The organism is Pigmentiphaga sp. H8 (assembly GCF_003854895.1).
Taxonomy (GTDB): Bacteria; Pseudomonadota; Gammaproteobacteria; order Burkholderiales; family Burkholderiaceae_B; genus Pigmentiphaga.
Genome location: NZ_CP033966.1, coordinates 2,608,420 through 2,624,252 on the forward strand (window position 1 = coordinate 2,608,420; position 15,833 = coordinate 2,624,252).

The 15,833-nt window shown below is 61.6% G+C and carries 11 protein-coding genes; 6 read left to right on the forward strand and 5 right to left on the reverse strand.

Annotated features, from left to right (window positions below; genetic code table 11):
- Positions 1–255 precede the first annotated feature (255 nt).
- Both EGT29_RS12450 and EGT29_RS12455 read left to right on the forward strand, forming a co-directional pair.
- Positions 256–1,170 (forward strand): LysR family transcriptional regulator, encoded by a 915-nt coding sequence (locus EGT29_RS12450; RefSeq protein ID WP_124689298.1) that lies wholly within the window; start codon positions 256–258, stop codon positions 1,168–1,170.
- Between the two features lie 145 nt (positions 1,171–1,315).
- Positions 1,316–2,128, forward strand: a complete 813-nt coding sequence (locus EGT29_RS12455) for a TauD/TfdA family dioxygenase (protein WP_124689299.1) — start codon at positions 1,316–1,318, stop codon at positions 2,126–2,128.
- Positions 2,129–2,188: 60 nt separating this feature from the next.
- Here the strand turns inward: EGT29_RS12455 and EGT29_RS12460 are convergent, their stop codons facing one another.
- Positions 2,189–3,001: an AadA family aminoglycoside 3''-O-nucleotidyltransferase gene (locus EGT29_RS12460; protein WP_124689300.1), complete on the reverse strand. Its 813-nt coding sequence runs from the start codon at positions 2,999–3,001 to the stop codon at positions 2,189–2,191.
- Between the two features lie 180 nt (positions 3,002–3,181).
- Here EGT29_RS12460 and EGT29_RS12465 point away from each other — a divergent pair, with 180 nt between their 5' ends.
- The 4 genes from EGT29_RS12465 to EGT29_RS12480 all read left to right on the forward strand — a co-directional run bounded on the left by EGT29_RS12465 (position 3,182) and on the right by EGT29_RS12480 (position 7,130).
- Positions 3,182–4,345: a Gfo/Idh/MocA family protein gene (locus tag EGT29_RS12465; protein ID WP_124689301.1), complete on the forward strand. Its 1,164-nt coding sequence runs from the start codon at positions 3,182–3,184 to the stop codon at positions 4,343–4,345.
- Positions 4,342–5,532: a dihydrodipicolinate synthase family protein gene (locus EGT29_RS12470; RefSeq protein ID WP_124689302.1), complete on the forward strand. Its 1,191-nt coding sequence runs from the start codon at positions 4,342–4,344 to the stop codon at positions 5,530–5,532. The genes EGT29_RS12465 and EGT29_RS12470 overlap by 4 nt, the downstream gene beginning before the upstream one ends.
- A 5-nt stretch (positions 5,533–5,537) precedes the next feature.
- Positions 5,538–6,413 (forward strand): sugar phosphate isomerase/epimerase, encoded by an 876-nt coding sequence (locus EGT29_RS12475; RefSeq protein ID WP_124689303.1) that lies wholly within the window; start codon positions 5,538–5,540, stop codon positions 6,411–6,413.
- A 75-nt stretch (positions 6,414–6,488) separates the two neighbouring features.
- Positions 6,489–7,130 (forward strand): class I SAM-dependent methyltransferase, encoded by a 642-nt coding sequence (locus EGT29_RS12480; RefSeq protein ID WP_238160384.1) that lies wholly within the window; start codon positions 6,489–6,491, stop codon positions 7,128–7,130.
- Between the two features lie 144 nt (positions 7,131–7,274).
- Here the strand turns inward: EGT29_RS12480 and EGT29_RS12485 are convergent, their stop codons facing one another.
- Genes EGT29_RS12485 through EGT29_RS12500 form a run of 4 tightly spaced genes read right to left on the reverse strand, consistent with a single transcriptional unit; the run spans position 7,275 to position 15,833 of the window.
- Positions 7,275–8,069 carry a phospholipase D-like domain-containing protein gene (locus EGT29_RS12485; RefSeq protein ID WP_124689305.1) on the reverse strand — a complete coding sequence of 265 codons (795 nt, stop codon included), beginning with the start codon at positions 8,067–8,069 and terminating at the stop codon, positions 7,275–7,277.
- On the reverse strand, positions 8,066–9,958 hold the full coding sequence (locus EGT29_RS12490; RefSeq protein WP_124689306.1) for a hypothetical protein: 1,893 nt from the start codon (positions 9,956–9,958) through the stop codon (positions 8,066–8,068). The genes EGT29_RS12485 and EGT29_RS12490 overlap by 4 nt, the downstream gene beginning before the upstream one ends.
- A 2-nt stretch (positions 9,959–9,960) precedes the next feature.
- On the reverse strand, positions 9,961–13,509 hold the full coding sequence (locus EGT29_RS12495) for a helicase-related protein (protein WP_124689307.1): 3,549 nt from the start codon (positions 13,507–13,509) through the stop codon (positions 9,961–9,963).
- Complete coding sequence (locus EGT29_RS12500; protein WP_124689308.1) at positions 13,506–15,833, reverse strand: hypothetical protein; 2,328 nt, start codon at positions 15,831–15,833, stop codon at positions 13,506–13,508. The genes EGT29_RS12495 and EGT29_RS12500 overlap by 4 nt, the downstream gene beginning before the upstream one ends.

Consider the following 15,833-nt stretch of genomic DNA (forward strand, 5'->3'; position numbering starts at 1 on the left):
ATTGATGTCTCTTCCGTTGATAATCCGCGCAAACCGGGGATGGCTGGCGCGGTCCACGGGACCGGCACGAAAAAAACGATCACGATATGTGGTGTTTAAACCGAATGTCGTGTTTCGTGTATGGTCCAATGGTTAATAGGTGACACACTATAAGCGCGTGTCGAATGGTGTCAAGCGCTTCTTGCCAAATCGCCGCCTTCGCTGGAAGATAGCAACAAGCTATGCGAATACTGCATTTCTGTTAGATCGAAAACCATGGATTTCAAGCAGCTCGAATACTTCGTCCGCGTGGCCGAGCACGGCAGCTTCAGCCGGGCCGCCGCGGCCCTGGGCCTGGGGCAGCCCTTCCTGAGCCGGCAGATCCGCCAGCTCGAGGTGGACCTGCGCAAGACCCTGTTCCACCGCCACGGGCGCGGCATCGTGCTGACCGATGCGGGCGAGCAGTTCCTGCTGTTCGCCCGCAGCGTGCTGCAGCAGCTCGACGCCGCCACCCAGGTACTGTCGCGCTCGGAAACCGAGATCACCGGCCGCGTGGTGATCGGCATGCCGCCGTCGCTGGGCAGGGTACTGACCGTGCCGCTGGTGCGCGCCTTCAGCGAACGCTTCCCGCTGGCCCGGCTGACCATCGTCGAGGCGCTCAGCATGACGCTGTACGAGCGCCTGATCTCCGACAAGCTGGACGCCGCGTTGATGTACGACCCGGCCGTTTCCACCCTGACCGAGATCGAGCCCCTGGTGCGCGAGCCGCTGTGCCTGATCCTGCGCAAGACCGAGGCGGGGCAGGAGAGCCGTCCGCTGGCGTTTTCCCACCTGGCCGAACACCGGCTGATCTTCCCGTCCGAGCCGCATCCGCTACGCATGCTGGTCGAGGCCGAAGCCGCGCGGCAGGGCATCGTGCTGGACATCGCCTTCGAGATCGACGGCGTCGAGGCCATCGTGGCGCTGGTCGACAAGGGCTTCGGCGCGGCGGTGGTGCCGTACAACCTGGTGCGGGCGGGCATGCCGGGCACCGACCTGCGCATCTGTCCGCTGGTCGAACCCGTGGTGGGCGGGGTGATCGGGCTGGTCACGCACAGCCGCCGGCCGCCCACACTGTTGACCGCCAAGACCGTGGACCTGCTGCGGCAAACCGCGGCGGAAACGCTGGTCGGCAGCGAACCCGCTGCCTGAGTAATGCGAAAATTGCATAACAACTAGTCGCCCTGGGGGCTAGCAGGATCGCGGCCCGCGGGAGATGATTCTATCCATGCCGACCGGGGCACCGGTGGCCGCCGGGGTTGCCGGTAGTTTGTTTTTGCGGAATCAGGAAAACATCATGAAATATGAAGCCATAACGGTCAAACCCATATCCCCGCATATTGGCGCGGAAATCGGGAATATCGATCTGACCCGCCCGCTGTCCGACCAGGAGGTCAAGGAACTGCACGCGGCGTTCATCGAATACCAGGTCATTTTCTTTCGCGACCAGAAAATCAGTTTCGAGGACCAGATCCGCACGGCCGAATATTTCGGCTCGCTGGGCAAGCACGTCGGCGTCAACACCATCAGCAAGACCACCGATAATCCGCTGGTGCGCAAGTTCCACTACGACGAGACCTCCAAGCAGATCTCGGGCGAGAACTTCCACAGCGACCAGTCGTGTGCGGCCATCCCGCCGCTGGGCAGCATGCTGTACAACCACACGGTGCCCCCGCACGGCGGCGGCGACACCATGTTCGCCAGCATGTACGCGGCCTACGAGGCGCTGTCGCCCCGGATGAAGGCCTACCTGGAAGGCCTGACCGCCACCCATGACGGCACGCGCGTCTTCGGTCCCGGCACGCCGATTTCCTCGCACCCGGTCATCGTGCGCCACCCCGAAAGCGGCAAGAAGCTGATCTACGTGAACACCGACTTCACGTCGCACATCAACGAGCTGCCCAGGCTGGAAGGCGAACGCGTGCTGAAATTCCTGGTCGACCACTGCAACAAGCCCGAGTGGACCTGCCGCTTCCGCTGGGAGCCGCATTCGATCGCGTTCTGGGATAACCGCTGCACGCACCACAAGGCGATCTGGGACTACTGGCCCAACGTGCGCTCGGGTTTCCGCGTCCAGGTCGAGGGCAAGGAAGCCCCCGTGGCCGGCTGATTCTTTTTTCGTTGTCGTTGTTGCCTGTGTTGGGCGGCCTGCATCGCGGGCCGCCTTTTTTTATCCGGGATCGCGCAAGGAGGATTCCGCCAGGATGCTTTCTATTTCCGGGCGGGCGTAGCGGATGAAGGCGGCGACCCGTTCGCTGTCGACAGAGCCATCCTGTTCCCCGTCCAGGTAGGCGGCCCGCGCGGCCGCCAGGGTAGGGCGATGGTCGTCGGGCAAGCGTTCCAGCGCCCACGCTGCCGCGACGTCCTTGGGCGCGATCCGGCCGGTGGCGGCGCTGTACCAGATGCGCGCCAGGGCCAGGAGGATGTTGCGTTCGTCGCCTTCCCAATCCTCTTCGGTATTCCACTGCGCCAGGGTATCGGCCAGTGCGGTGCGGAAGTCGCGCGGCGGCACCGCGTCGAGCAGGGACGCGGCCGGCGGGCCAACCAGGGCGATGCTGTGCTGCCGGGCCTTGGTCAACAGGATCGCGAGGTCGTGGTCCAGGACCGGGGGCTCGACGACGCCGGCCAGCAGGTCCTGGCGCAGCCATTCGCCGAACTGCAGTTCGCGCCTGGCCGGATGGCGCCAGGGCACCACGTCCTCCAGGACGACGACGGTCACTTCCAGCGCCCGCCGTGGCCCGCCGCTGTCCACGGGCGCCGAGACCGTCAACAGATCCCGCATCAGATCGCGCCGCACCGCCTCGGGCAGGCGCGCGCGCACGGCCGCCAACAGGTCGATGTCGCTGTATCGCTTCAAGCCGCCATCCAGCGCCGAGCCGTACAGGTGGATAGCCGCCAGCGTGCCGGCCAGATGCCGTTCGATTACGGCACGGGCCAGGGCCACCTGGCCGCGGATTTCCATCGGTATCGGGGGGCTTTGCATGTTTCTCCCTGATCGAGCCTGTCCGGCCAGAGCCGGAATCATGCCAGTCTGACACGGATTAGGGTTTCTCCCGCTGCCCGTATTTCGTTCCCGCCGTTGACATCCGCCGGCCATATCGTCACTATTCACCAAATGGTGAATTAAGTGCAGACCCGCACACAGTCGACGACGGAGACACGCATGGCAACACAACGACTCGGCCTGATCATGCACGGGGTGACCGGCCGCATGGGCATGAACCAGCACCTGATCCGGTCCATCGTGGCCATACGCAAACAGGGCGGCGTCACGCTGTCCAACGGCGACAAGGTCATGCCCGACCCCATCCTGGTCGGCCGCAATGCCGAGAAAATGGAAGCCCTGGCCAAGGCCCACGACATCCCGCGCTGGGGCACGGACCTGGACCAGGCCCTGGCCAACCCGGACGATTCCGTGTTCTTCGACGCCGGCACGACGCAGATGCGCCCCACGCTGCTGGCCAAGGCCATCCGCGCCGGTAAGCACGTGTATTGCGAGAAGCCCATCGCCACCAACCTGAACGAGGCGGTGGAGATCTGCCGGCTGGCCGAAGGCTCGGGCCTCAAGCACGGCGCGGTGCAGGACAAGCTGTTCCTGCCGGGCCTGCGCAAGCTGGACATGCTGAACAAGGCGGGCTTTTTCGGCAAGATCCTGTCGGTGCGCATCGAGTTCGGCTACTGGGTGTTCGAGGGCGACCTGCAACCCATCCAGCGGCCGTCCTGGAACTACCGTACCAAGGACGGCGGCGGCATCATCCTCGACATGGTTTGCCACTGGCGCTACGTGCTGGACAACCTGTTCGGCGAAGTGCAGGCCGTGTCCTGCCTGGGCAAGACGCACATCCCCACGCGCTGGGACGAAGCCGGCAAGCCCTACCAGGCCACCGCCGACGACGCCTGCTACGCCACCTTCGAACTGGCGGACGGCGTGGTCGCGCAGGTGAACAGCTCGTGGACGACCCGCGTGCGGCGCGACGACCTGGTCACCTTCCACGTGGACGGCACGCACGGCTCGGCCGTGGCGGGGCTGACCGACTGCCGCACGCAGTCGCGCGTCAACACGCCCAAGCCGATCTGGAACCCGGACGTGAAACAGACCATGCCGTTCTTCGAACAATGGCAGGAAGTGCCCGACACCCAGGCCTACGACAACGGCTTCAAGATCCAGTGGGAGCACTTCATCCGCCACGTGGTGGAAGACGCGCCGTACCGCTGGACGCTGCCCGAGGGCGCCAAGGGCGTGCAACTGGTCGAGGCCGCGCTGCAAAGCTGGAAGGAACGGCGCTGGGTGGACGTGCCCCGGCTGGACGTCGGAGCCCAGCGATGAGCCTGTCCATCAACCTGCCGACGGCCGGCGGCCTGCGGCGGTACGCGCTGCGCGACCGCGCGCCGTTCCAGGCGCCGCCCGCCGGCGCGCAGTTCGATCGCATCGCCTATTCGGCGGCGCACGTGGTGGCCGATCCGCTGGCGGCCATCGACCCGTGGCTGCAATGCGCCGTGGACTGGGACGCCACCATTGCCTACCGCCAGCGCCTGTGGGCGCTGGGCCTGGGCGTGGCCGAAGCCATGGACACCGCGCAGCGCGGCATGGGGCTGGACTGGCCGACGTCTCTTGAGTTGATCCGCCGATCGCTGGACGCCGCCCGCGACGTGCCGGGCACGCGCGTGGCCTCGGGTTGCGGCACCGACCACCTGGCACCCGAGGACGCCCGAAGCATCGACGACGTGATCCGCGCCTACGAAGAACAGATGGCCGCCATCGAAGGCCTGGGCGGCCGGCTGATCGTCATGGCCAGCCGCGCGCTGGCTCGCGTGGCGCGCGGCCCCGCCGACTACGAACGCGTCTACGAGCGCATCCTGAGCCAGGCCCGCGAACCCGTCATCCTGCACTGGCTGGGCGACATGTTCGACCCCGCGCTGAAGGGCTACTGGGGCAGCGGCGACGTGGATGCCGCCATGCGGACGGCGCTGGACGTGATCGCCGCGCACCCCGACAAGGTCGACGGCATCAAGATCTCGCTGCTGGACAAGGACAAGGAAATCGCCATGCGCCGCCGCCTGCCGGCCGGCGTGCGCATGTACACCGGCGACGACTTCAACTATGCCGAACTGATCGCCGGCGACGGCCAGGGCGAACTGCCCAACCACCGCCAGAGCGACGCGCTGCTGGGCATCTTCGACGCCATCGCGCCGGCCGCCAGCGCGGCGCTTGCGGAACTGGCGGCGGGTAACGCGGACGCCTTCAACCGGATCCTGGCGCCTACCGTGCCGCTGTCGCGCCACATCTTCAGCGCGCCCACGCGCTTCTACAAGACCGGCGTCGTGTTCATGGCCTGGCTCAACGGCCACCAGGACCACTTCGCGATGGTGGGCGGGCAGCAGAGCACGCGGTCGCTGCAGCACTTTGCTGAGTTGTTCAGGTTGGCGGACGCGGCGGGGTTGTTGGAGCAGCCCGAGCTGGCGGTGGGCAGGATGAAGACGTTGCTGGCTATGCACGGCGTGGATGGAGACTAAGCCCCATGCGAGATTTTTCCCAGGATCATGACTGGATGTCCATCAACACGGCCACCGTGCGCAAATCGCGCGGCCAGGAAGTGCCGCTGCTGGACATCCTGGACGCCTGCGCGCGCCATGGTGTGCGCGCCATTTCCCCGTGGCGCGACCAGGTCGCGGCCGAAGGCCTGAAAGAAGTGTCGCGCGCCGTGCGCAGCCACGGACTGGCCCTGTCCGGCTACTGCCGGGGCGGCATGTTCACGGCGTCGGATGATGCAGGTTTGATGCGGGCGCGCGACGACAACCGCCGGGCCGTGGACGAGGCCTGCGAACTGAACGCCGCCTGCCTGGTGCTGGTAGTTGGCGGGTTGCCCGGGGGTTTGCAGGGCAAGGCTGAGTACCACGATATCACTCGCGCTCGGGCGCAGGTAACCGAAGGCATCGCGCAATTGCTGGAGTATGCGCGAGAGCGCAGGATGCCCATCGCCATCGAGCCGCTGCATCCCATGTATGCCGCCGATCGGGCGTGCATCAATACGCTGGAACAGGCGCTGGATGTGTGCGATCTGCTGGATCCGTCGCGTAGTGGGGAGATTGGCGTGGCGGTGGATCTTTATCACGTCTGGTGGGATCCGAAGTTGCAGGCGCAGATCGAGCGGGCAGGGCAGAAAAGGCTATTGGCTTTTCATGTTTGCGATTGGCTTACGCCTACCACTGATCTGCTGAACGATCGGGGCATGATGGGGGATGGCGTGATCGAGATTCCCAAGGCGCGGGGGTGGGTCGAGGCGCAGGGGTTCGCGGGGTTTAGTGAAGTGGAGATATTTTCGTATCGGTGGTGGGAGCTTGATACCGATACGATTTTGAGGACCTGCATCGAGCGGCATCGGTCGGTGGTGTAGGGGCGGGGGGAGGGCAGTAGCGGCGGCTCTGATATGCTTGAACGCGTCACGTGCTCAAGTTTTCGGAGTGCCGTGTTGTCCAAATCTCCTGCTGACAACGTCATTGCCCTGTACCGGGAACATGCTGCTGCGTTCGAGAAAAATAGAAACCATGAACTCATCGAACGTGCCTGGTTGAACCGGTTCTTGGAGCTGCTTCCCGGCTTTCAGCCGGATGTGCTGGATATCGGCTGCGGCAGCGGTGCGCCGATGGCGCGCTACCTTATTCAGAACGGATGCAGGGTAACCGGGGTGGATACGTCGCTGCCATTGCTCGCGCGTGCGCGTGAGTCGTTTCCAGAGCAACGCTGGATTGCGGCGGATATGCGGCAGATGCCGGTCACAGGGTCATTCCATGGTTTGCTGGCCTGGCATAGTTTTTTTCATCTATCCCCTGAAGATCAACGGCCCATGTTCGCTACCTTTCGGCGGCTGGCGGCGCCGGGTGCGGTTCTGATGTTTACCAGCGGGACTCGTTTGGGTGAGGCTATCGGCCAGTTCGAGGGCAAGCCTCTTTATCACGGCAGCTTGGATACGAGTGAGTATCAGGAATTGCTGCGTGCCAATGGCTTTGCGGTGGTTCGATATGTAGAGGAAGATGTGACGTGCGGGGGCGCGACGATATGGGTGGCGAAGCAGGGTGGAGGCGGTTGCTTTGGGGAGAAATCGGGTACTTGAAAAGGACCGCTCTCGGCCATTAGTCGCTATTAAGGAGGTTCGCTTGAGCGGCCACTGTACATTGAAAGCCGAACGTCGTTGGATCTTCTGCTCCAGAGTGGCAGGGCCGTGGCAACTCTTCCGAGTTGCTAAAGGCACTCTCAGTTATGACGGCTCCGAGGTTGAAAACACGAGACGCACTTGGCCTAGTTCGATGGCGCCTCGAACCACACGTTCAATCTCAATCGCTTGCTGGGCGCCTACGAGCACTCCGGTTTCAAGATTCCGACGCAAGGCGTTGCCCGTCAGGTTGGCCGAGCCAATTGTGGCGGTCACGCCATCGACCACAATGAGCTTGGAATGGAGCAGAACCGGTGCGGTGACCGGCGCGGAGTACACAAAGAGGTGACCCGGTAGTCCACGTGCCTCACGCCGAAGCGATTCCAGCGAAGCTGACGCCCACGACCCAAGCGAGTTCGCATCCTGCGTCACGAAGATCACCAGCACCCCCCTGGCCAATGCCCCGAGCAACTCGTCCTGCAGCTGACCAACGCCCTGATTCTCTAGGTACGGCGCAAGGAGCATCAGCCGCTCTCGCGAGCTCCCTATGAGAGATCGAAGGCCTTGGGCGTATCCCATGGGGTTGATACCGTCGATCTGCAGTCCGTCGGGCAGGGTCCAAAGAAGAGACACACCAACCTCCGGCGTGGCCTCCCATACTGCGCACAGAAAGGCTGCCAACGGGCGCGCGAGCAACTGACCTTCTCCACTCAAGCAACGCCAATCCAATAGTGTTTGCCAAAGGGCGTGTTCACCGCCCGAACCGAGCAAGGAGTTGGCCCAGAGCAAGTCCTCGTGTGATCCGATGCGCTCACCGACCATCATCCACAACGCTTGACCTAGCCGTTGAACCCCGTCAGGGCGCTGGATGCGCTCTGATATCGCAGTCATGGTCATCATTCAACAGGCGCCGCTTTCCATGCGTCTTTCCAGTATCCATACTCAAGCTTCGCCCCCTCGAACACGCTGGACTGGGGCGTTGGGCCGCCATAGACAGTCGCGCGAGAGAGCTCGCGGTTGAAGCTGATACAACTGTGCTCGCGGTGCGTGCAGCCTGCGCAGCTCCCGCCATCGTCCTCGCAGATGGGGTCATAGACGCATTCGCGACCTGACTGCACAGCGTCCCATAGCCATGTGTTCAGGCGTTGCTCAAACAACGTCGTCAAACCACCTATCTTGGTCTCTGCATGGCGGTTGGTGTACAGGATGAACGAAAGCGATCCGGGGATGAGGTACTCGCCAACGCTAGACGGAGCGAACCCGCTCCACTCGATACGCCTCAGAAAGAGGTGGCTCATGGTGTGAATCAGTGTACGGACAGCCACCGCCGCCAACTGGTTGTAAACCGGCTCATGCGGGGCCTCGCGCAGACCAGGCACTTCTGCGTACAAGCGGGCCCACGCTTCTTCGCGTGACGCAGGCCCAGTGCCACTGATGATGCCGTTCTGAAGCAACCAATCGTAGACTTTCAAAGGGTTAAGCTCGAACCAGAGCGCTTCGGTCTCAGCAGCAATGGCATACACGGGAATCCGACTCCGTTCATCGACTGGAAATGGGGTAATGACCGTTCGAGAAGGGTCCCGCGCTGTCCGGGTGTAGCCGTATGCACAGAGGGCAAGCGGGAAGTCGTTGACGACCCGAATGTTGCTGATGCCGAGCAGTTCGGATGCTTTGCGCTGGCCCTCCTCGATGTCCAGGGCGCCAGCCTCGTCACCTGACCGCCGCAGCATACCAGCGACGTTCGCGATAGAACTGATGTCGGTTTTGTCCAATAGTGTCGTGTGCTCGACCAGCCATCGCCGTGGAACACCGGTCGGCGTCACTTTGCAAGCTTTGAGAAGCTCGTTGACTCGGTCGATTTCGGCTTGCCCTTTCGGTTGCTGCTTCTTGGCGTCATACTCAAGAACCATCGGATTACCCGGCTGGAGCTTGCGGAGTTGCTCGACAATAGACGCTGTCATGTCGGCATCCTCCGGATTGCCCAGGCTCGCTCGCTCGCGAACGGTATCGGAGACGCCATCATGCAACAGGCCCCATGTCCTGGCCAGCATCAGCTGCAAGGCATCAGGCGCGGCTCGCAACCGCCCCTGGTCGTCTTCAGGAAAATTGACGAAGGCCACGGTGTGGGGGATGTAGAGCGATGGGTCGCCCGTGGGTACAACGCGCAGGAATTTCTCAGCTCGTTGCCCCGGCGGCAACGATTGGTTGTAAGTGCATTTGCAGGGTGTCATGCGCAGTGCTTGAATGTCGGCTTTGCACTTCGCACAGTACCAGCGCGCCTGCTTGACTCGGCCAGGGTCATAAAACGCCAGATCCGCACCGCTGCCGCAGGCGGGACACCGCTGTGGAGGAACGAAGAGTTCCTCGAGACGCCCGCAGTTGTGAGCCTGGACGTAGCGCATCTGATTCAGATGTCCCCCACAACTACAGCGCCCCACGGCGGATGCGCCGCGCTTTATGAGGTCGGTAAACGTCCCAGTTCTTGCGCACAATCGGCAGCGAAAGACCTGAGGATATGGCGTGAATCGAACCTCCCGGGGAGATCCTACGGCGTAGTACGATCTGCGAGATGCATCTCTCATATCGGGATACTTCGTCGCGAAGTCGGCCGGCCACATCGCTAGAGCGTCAGCCATCGCATCGAAGAGCGCGTCGCGGTTCACTTCGACATCTCCGAGCGCAACCTGCGTCACCTTGCACAGACCGTAGTCGTCGTGTTCGAAGATTGCCTCGGGGAGGTGCCGGAACAGGACCTGAGTCTGACCTCGTGAGAAACCTTTGTTGACCATGGTCAGTCCTTGGACTTTTGGACGAAGGTAAGCAATCGAGAGTCACAGTGGTCGGGCCAGAACGGGACGCCAGCCTCCACGTCGCGCAAGCTAGTCATAGGCACAGGCCGCACAGCGTCCTTGACCTTCTTCTCCGTGCTGTTGCGAATCGACATCGCCACCCGCCCGAACTGCTCGGTTATGACATCTGCCAGGGATTTCTCGAGGCGTTCGTCGTACACGCTGCTCCCAAGGGAATAGGCCTTCTTAAGCTCGTCCAGGAAGGCCGGACCTTGCCTGTCGAGCAGCTCTACAACGTCCGCACGGTTATTTAGCTTCGAACTGCCCGTTTGCGCTACGTGAGTGCCGTAAATAACCCCTAGCGCAACACCCGGCAATGTCCTCTCCGCGGCGTACTTAGCGAATCGGTTGACTGGCACCGGGGAGACCATACGGTCGAGGTGCTGGTGGTATTCAATGAAGCGCTGGTAGATGCTATTTGCCCGCAATGAGAAGCCGCTCAGAACGACTACTACGAGGCCGACGTGACGTCGGCCACTTCGACTAGACGCTTGGATGTACTCGGCAGTTTCCTCAGGCACTCCATCCATCGTCATCAAATTGATGCGCTCGAGATCGACGCCGTGACTAATCATGCTCGTCGCAACCAGCGCGTCGAGAAAGCTCTCGTCTGACCATGCTGGTGGGCTCTCCACTCGATGGACGACGTCCGCGACCTCCGAGCTTGAGGAACGGCTGGAGTGATACTCGACGTTCAGGTCACGCCCTCCAGGCCGCACCTTGGACGCCACCGCGTCCAGCGCCTGTCGCACGCGCGAGCCCTTTGCGAGACTGCCCACGTAGTTCAGCGTTGTTGAGTAGTGGCGCAGCAGCGCTTCCACGTCGTCGTCCGTCTTGGCGTCCTTCAAAATGGCCAGAGCGATGTGGGGCTTGGCGAAGAGTCGGCCGATTTCGGCGTGGAGGATTTCGGAACAGAAGGCCGACGCGTCTGCAGGTGAGAGTGACGGGCTTTTGAACGCGACGAAGATTCGAGCCGTCTTCGGCAGGCCCTCAGCGTCTTGATCTGGTACTGCGTAGAAGCTCTTCATCCGGTCGTATCCTCGCCCCGGAAAGCGCCTCGCGTCTTTCACGCCATACAGGTGCCGTACCTGGTTCTCAAAACCTTCGATGGTCGCTGTAGCCGCGATGACCTTCGACGGCAAACCGCCTACTGTCCTCTCGCAGTAGCGGATGAGTGTTTCGTAGTGCCCCGAGAACGCGCCAAGCTCTTCTTGCAGTAGATGCAGCTCATCTTGGATGTGGATTGAAGGCGCGGGATCGTAGGGCTTTACCGTCCGGCGCAGCTTCTTGTCCACTTTGCAGCCGAACGCCGAACAGTACTCGCCGAAGCCGTAGCCGTGCTCGGGGCACTTCCATTTTGCACCGCCCCAGAGCAATCCAAACTTAGGCTGCTGGCCGACCGTGGCCATCTTGTCGATGGTTCCCACGATCAGCGCAGGCAGATGCCGATACACCTCATCATCCGATACATCCAGCGGAAGCTCGGTTTTGCACTCGGCGCAGACATGGCGAAAACGGATGCTCTGAATATCAGCGTGAGTCTTGACCGTTCCACGCCCGCCACATGCGGGACAGTCGGGCACCGCGCGCATCCGCTCAAGGCTATCGTCGGTCGTGAGGTTGCTCAGGAACTCAACTGACAGACTGTTCGGTGTTGTTGTGCTACCGACGAAATAGCCAAGCCGCAGCGGTGCTGACTGGCTTGCCTCCTCACCGAGAATGCGCTTGCGCTCTTCCTCGGTCTCCCAAATCACGCGCATCGCGCGTTGCAACTGCTGAATGCTCAGCATGCGTAACGGAAAGCGCAACCAAGCAGTCATGCCAAAGCGCTTGTTCCGCAACCTGTCGTAGAGCATCGCACAGCAAGCGAGGCCAAGGTACGCCTCAGTCTTACCGCCCCCAGTGCGAAACCAGAGAACGTCACCCCAGTCTAGCGCGTCCTTCCACTCTCGTTTGGCACCCGCAGGGAACTCGCCCTGCACATGGTTCTCACGAACTGCCAACGCCGGCAGCTGAGTCACGATGTACACAAGCTGAAAAAGCCGCCACGAGTTATATCCGGTGGCGAGCTTGTCGAACACGCGATTAGCCGCCTGGAACGCCCGCAACAGACGCTCATCGCATCGCAAGGCAGCGACACCACACGCGAAGCGACGAATCTCGTCCTTGAAGCCCGAGTGGTCGCGCTGGCATTCGACCATCGCGGCTGGGTCCAGCTTCAGTTCGTTGCCGTCGAGAATGCGCTTCTGCCAATCCTTTTCGTACTCGACCATGGCCTCGTAAATGACCTGAAGCGTCTCGAACGGGCTCCTCGCCAACGCGGCAAACTTGGCGGGCACTACGTCGCGAGTCATGATGCGCGGCTGCTCGAACACTGCCAAAGCCGCAGTTCGAATCAAACCCACCTCGTTGTCGGTGACTACGCTTGTGTTGTGTCCAACGGCCCACACACGTCGGTCGTATTGGTAATCTTGCGGCACCGGCAGAATTTCGATTGGACAGAGTTGGCCGTTCACTTTGGCATCGATGCGCACGTCACTAATGACCTTGAAGGCGTCCTTCAGCCCCTTGCCCTTAGTCAACGGAGGTGTTTCAGGCGTATCATTTTTGAAGTAACAGCCGATTCGAACCTTGCCGTCAGGTCGTGGCACCGCTCGGACCTCAAGCGACGCGTTAAGATGCCACGTCTCCACCTCGGAGGCATTGAGTCTTGAAGCCAGGAAAGCCTGGAATGCTTCAGGCGTCTTGATGTCCAGCTCGGAGACCTTCGGGCGGGTCCCGGGAAAAGCTCGCTCTGCATCAGAGCGAGCAAATGCACGTTCAAGCGTGTCGTCGAGTAGTCGTTGGACGGCGCCTTCATCATTCAACGTGCCGCCAGCCGAAGGAATCTTGAACACGACGTTTTGCAGATCAATCGGCCATCGCTGCACGACCTCAGCCAATGGCGCTCCGACTGATGCCCCAACGTCGAGGACATTCGTCTGTTCTGCCAAGTCAGGCAAGTGCTTTGTGAAGATGCAAAACTGTGCGCTGAGCGTTAGCGTAATGGCGCCGTCTGGGCCGGGTTGAACCAAAGCCTCGAACCCAATGGCAGAGGGTGGGCGGCGTGTACCCTCACGATCATCACTTTTCTCGGTCGCCTTTGGGTCCTCCGACTCCTGTACCATCGCTGGTGGCGCTCCTGCACGTGCCTCGGTCAACGGATGGGTCGATTGGGCGCCAACCGCTAGAGCAGAGCTGCCAACCTTGGCCTCAGGAGAGTAGTCGGTGGTAGTTTCGGCTTCGAGGGTTGCCGCGTCCAACTCCACAGGGGCATTCTGCAGCTTCGCGGGTCCAATGACACCGAGGTGGCACCAATCCAACGGGTTCACATTAGTTCGACGCACACTGTCTCGGCCGGCAAGTCGCTGTTCGAGCACTTGAACGAAGTGCCGTGAGATAATAAGTTCGTCAGCATACGTGGGACTGTACGTGTTCTTCTCAGTCATCATGCTTCCTTTTCGCGAACTGATTCAACCTCGAGAATTTCCACCGCGGCGAATACATCGGCGATAGCTGTGTCAATCGTGCGTGCACCGGCGAGGGCCTCCTCGTAACCATCGCCAGAAACCACCGCTCGGAGGAACGTTCGAAGCGTGCGGCCCAATTTCCGATTGCGTCCACGTTCGTGCTGAACTGCCTTGAAAGCGCTTTCCATCATTACCTTCGAGCTGGCATAAGTGTCCATCTCGGAGGCAAGCACCTTGAACTCATGAAACTGTTGTGGGGCGATGATGTCCTCGTCGCCATCGCTGACCCAGCTAATGAAAGTTCCGTAGCTAGATGTCAGCCCCTGCGCCACCAGCTTTTCATAGAGCTCGCGCTTGCTCTCGAACCTCGCGACCAGGTGCTCCTTCGCCTGGCGCCACAACTCCAGGGCAACGCGTTCGGAAGAAGGAAGGCGAGAGCTGACGACATCGGCAAGCCGCCGGAAGAGACCGTCGTACGGGCCATCGACGAAAGCTATGACCTGCCACCCCGCTCGCACTTCGCACGCCAGGTGGCGCTCGATGCGCGACGTTTCCGACAGATAGATGTCTAGCTTCTGCCCGCGATAGAACTGACGCCGCTCGCCACTGGCGAAGAGAACTTCGGTGATAGGGCCCGCGGTACCCGTGGAGGCGAACACCGTTGGTTTGTAACCGTCAAACAGGTCTGCACCTGTGCGGTCCACCAGCGCTTCGATGTCGATTTCACCCGACACTTCGGCGCTGCTCACCAACGAAACCACATGCCCGCTGGACTTGCGAACGACAACTGCGGGAGGCTGAACGGAGGGGCGCGGAACAGCCGACGATAAGGCGTTGAAGCCAAATGGCTCGAGGAAGCGAACGCGCGCTTCGTCCTGCACTCTCGGGGCCCAAGCAGCGTGAATTCGCACTTGGTTGCTTCGCTCGATGTCGACCTCGTGTGGATAAAGCAACTCGTCAACACGCACGGATGGGAATACATCGAGGTAGCGATGCCCGTTCGTTCTAGGAGCCAATAGTACAGTCGGACAGACATCACCCTCGGCAACCAACTTTGCCTCTTTGTTGCCGGTGACAAACTCGACTCTGCCCGATGCAAGCGCCTCGGAGAACCCGTCGACTACAGACTCGAGTGCGGGAGCCAAAAGAGTGACTTCTGTCTCTGACCCAGCTACAACGCGGAGGTGGGGAGTGGTTGAGGCCAGGAACGCCTCCAGGTTGCTTGCTACACCCCAGAATTTCGCGGTTTCCTCCCGCCTCAGAAGCATTTCGTATGCCAACTTGAGCGTAGCAACGAGGTGTGGCCATGTTGTATCCCACGCAACGCTGCCATGGCCACTGACGCTCTCCAGTTCAGCTATGCGCTGTCGTAAGTTGCCCGCCCAAGTTGAGGCTGACACTTGCTCAAGGTGTGCAAGTGGGACGGCCACTTGGCGCAGGCGGTTGTACAGCCCCCAGCATTGCCGCAGCCCTGGATAGCTGCGACCTTCAGCGGCTCGGGCTGCGGTCGTGAGCCACCGGTAAACCTCCGCCAGCGCCTGTGCCGCTTCCGCGTCCGAGTCACAAACCCACAGGTGGCGGTCGCCGTTGGCACGGCACTGGGGATCTCTCGCTTCGACGACAGTCTCCGCATCACTCTTCGCCTGCGAGTCCCACAGCCAAAGCTGCAGCTTTGATGGGTATCCGCATGCGCCCAGAATCTCCTCAGCCGGAGGTGGAGAAATCCCAATACGCAGAGATGTACATCCCATGGCGGTCCGCATCAACTGCGGCAGTTGAACGAAGGTGCTCGGGTGCGAGGCGTCGATGACCACTGCGCCGAACCGCCGCCCACCCATGGTTTTCTCAAGCCAGCCGGGGTTAGTCAGAAACACCCTTGGCTTAGTAGACTTGGCCGCGGTATACCTGCTGAGCGTCGTGATTTCCCAGAGGTCAGAAAGTCGCTGCCCCCTACCTACGGACAGTTCTTCAAGCCGAGCCTTGCCGTTAGAGATGGCCTGTGTGACAAGGACGATATCCCCCCGGAGTATGTGCTTGGCCTCGGCTTGAGGCACTTGCCCCTGCGCGTTTGTGTGCGCGTAGTCTCCGACGAGCAGAGCCGCCACGATGTGGCGTGCTGTTGATGCAGTTGCCTCGGGCACAGCGAATAGCAGGCTTTGCTCACCAGTCGGTAGTCGCAACGCGGTTCGCACTGCAATCGCGCCGCTGACTTTCTCGAATGCCAGTGCGTCTTGAGGCAGAATGCTGCGATGCAAAAGCGCGTCAGTGACACGCTGGGTGGATAACCGGATTGCACCGTCCCACAT

What these genes read in the sequence shown, in the direction of transcription:
- EGT29_RS12475 (WP_124689303.1), top strand. Translation starts at nt 5,538, where the DNA reads ATGCGAGATTTTTCCCAGGATCATGACTGGATGTCCATCAACACGGCC.
- EGT29_RS12450 (WP_124689298.1), top strand. Translation starts at nt 256, where the DNA reads ATGGATTTCAAGCAGCTCGAATACTTCGTCCGCGTGGCCGAGCACGGC.
- EGT29_RS12490 (WP_124689306.1), bottom strand. Translation starts at nt 9,958, where the DNA reads ATGGTCAACAAAGGTTTCTCACGAGGTCAGACTCAGGTCCTGTTCCGG.
- EGT29_RS12495 (WP_124689307.1), bottom strand. Translation starts at nt 13,509, where the DNA reads ATGATGACTGAGAAGAACACGTACAGTCCCACGTATGCTGACGAACTT.
- EGT29_RS12500 (WP_124689308.1), bottom strand. Translation starts at nt 15,833, where the DNA reads ATGTGGGACGGTGCAATCCGGTTATCCACCCAGCGTGTCACTGACGCG.
- EGT29_RS12465 (WP_124689301.1), top strand. Translation starts at nt 3,182, where the DNA reads ATGGCAACACAACGACTCGGCCTGATCATGCACGGGGTGACCGGCCGC.
- EGT29_RS12460 (WP_124689300.1), bottom strand. Translation starts at nt 3,001, where the DNA reads ATGCAAAGCCCCCCGATACCGATGGAAATCCGCGGCCAGGTGGCCCTG.
- EGT29_RS12470 (WP_124689302.1), top strand. Translation starts at nt 4,342, where the DNA reads ATGAGCCTGTCCATCAACCTGCCGACGGCCGGCGGCCTGCGGCGGTAC.
- EGT29_RS12485 (WP_124689305.1), bottom strand. Translation starts at nt 8,069, where the DNA reads ATGATGACCATGACTGCGATATCAGAGCGCATCCAGCGCCCTGACGGG.
- EGT29_RS12455 (WP_124689299.1), top strand. Translation starts at nt 1,316, where the DNA reads ATGAAATATGAAGCCATAACGGTCAAACCCATATCCCCGCATATTGGC.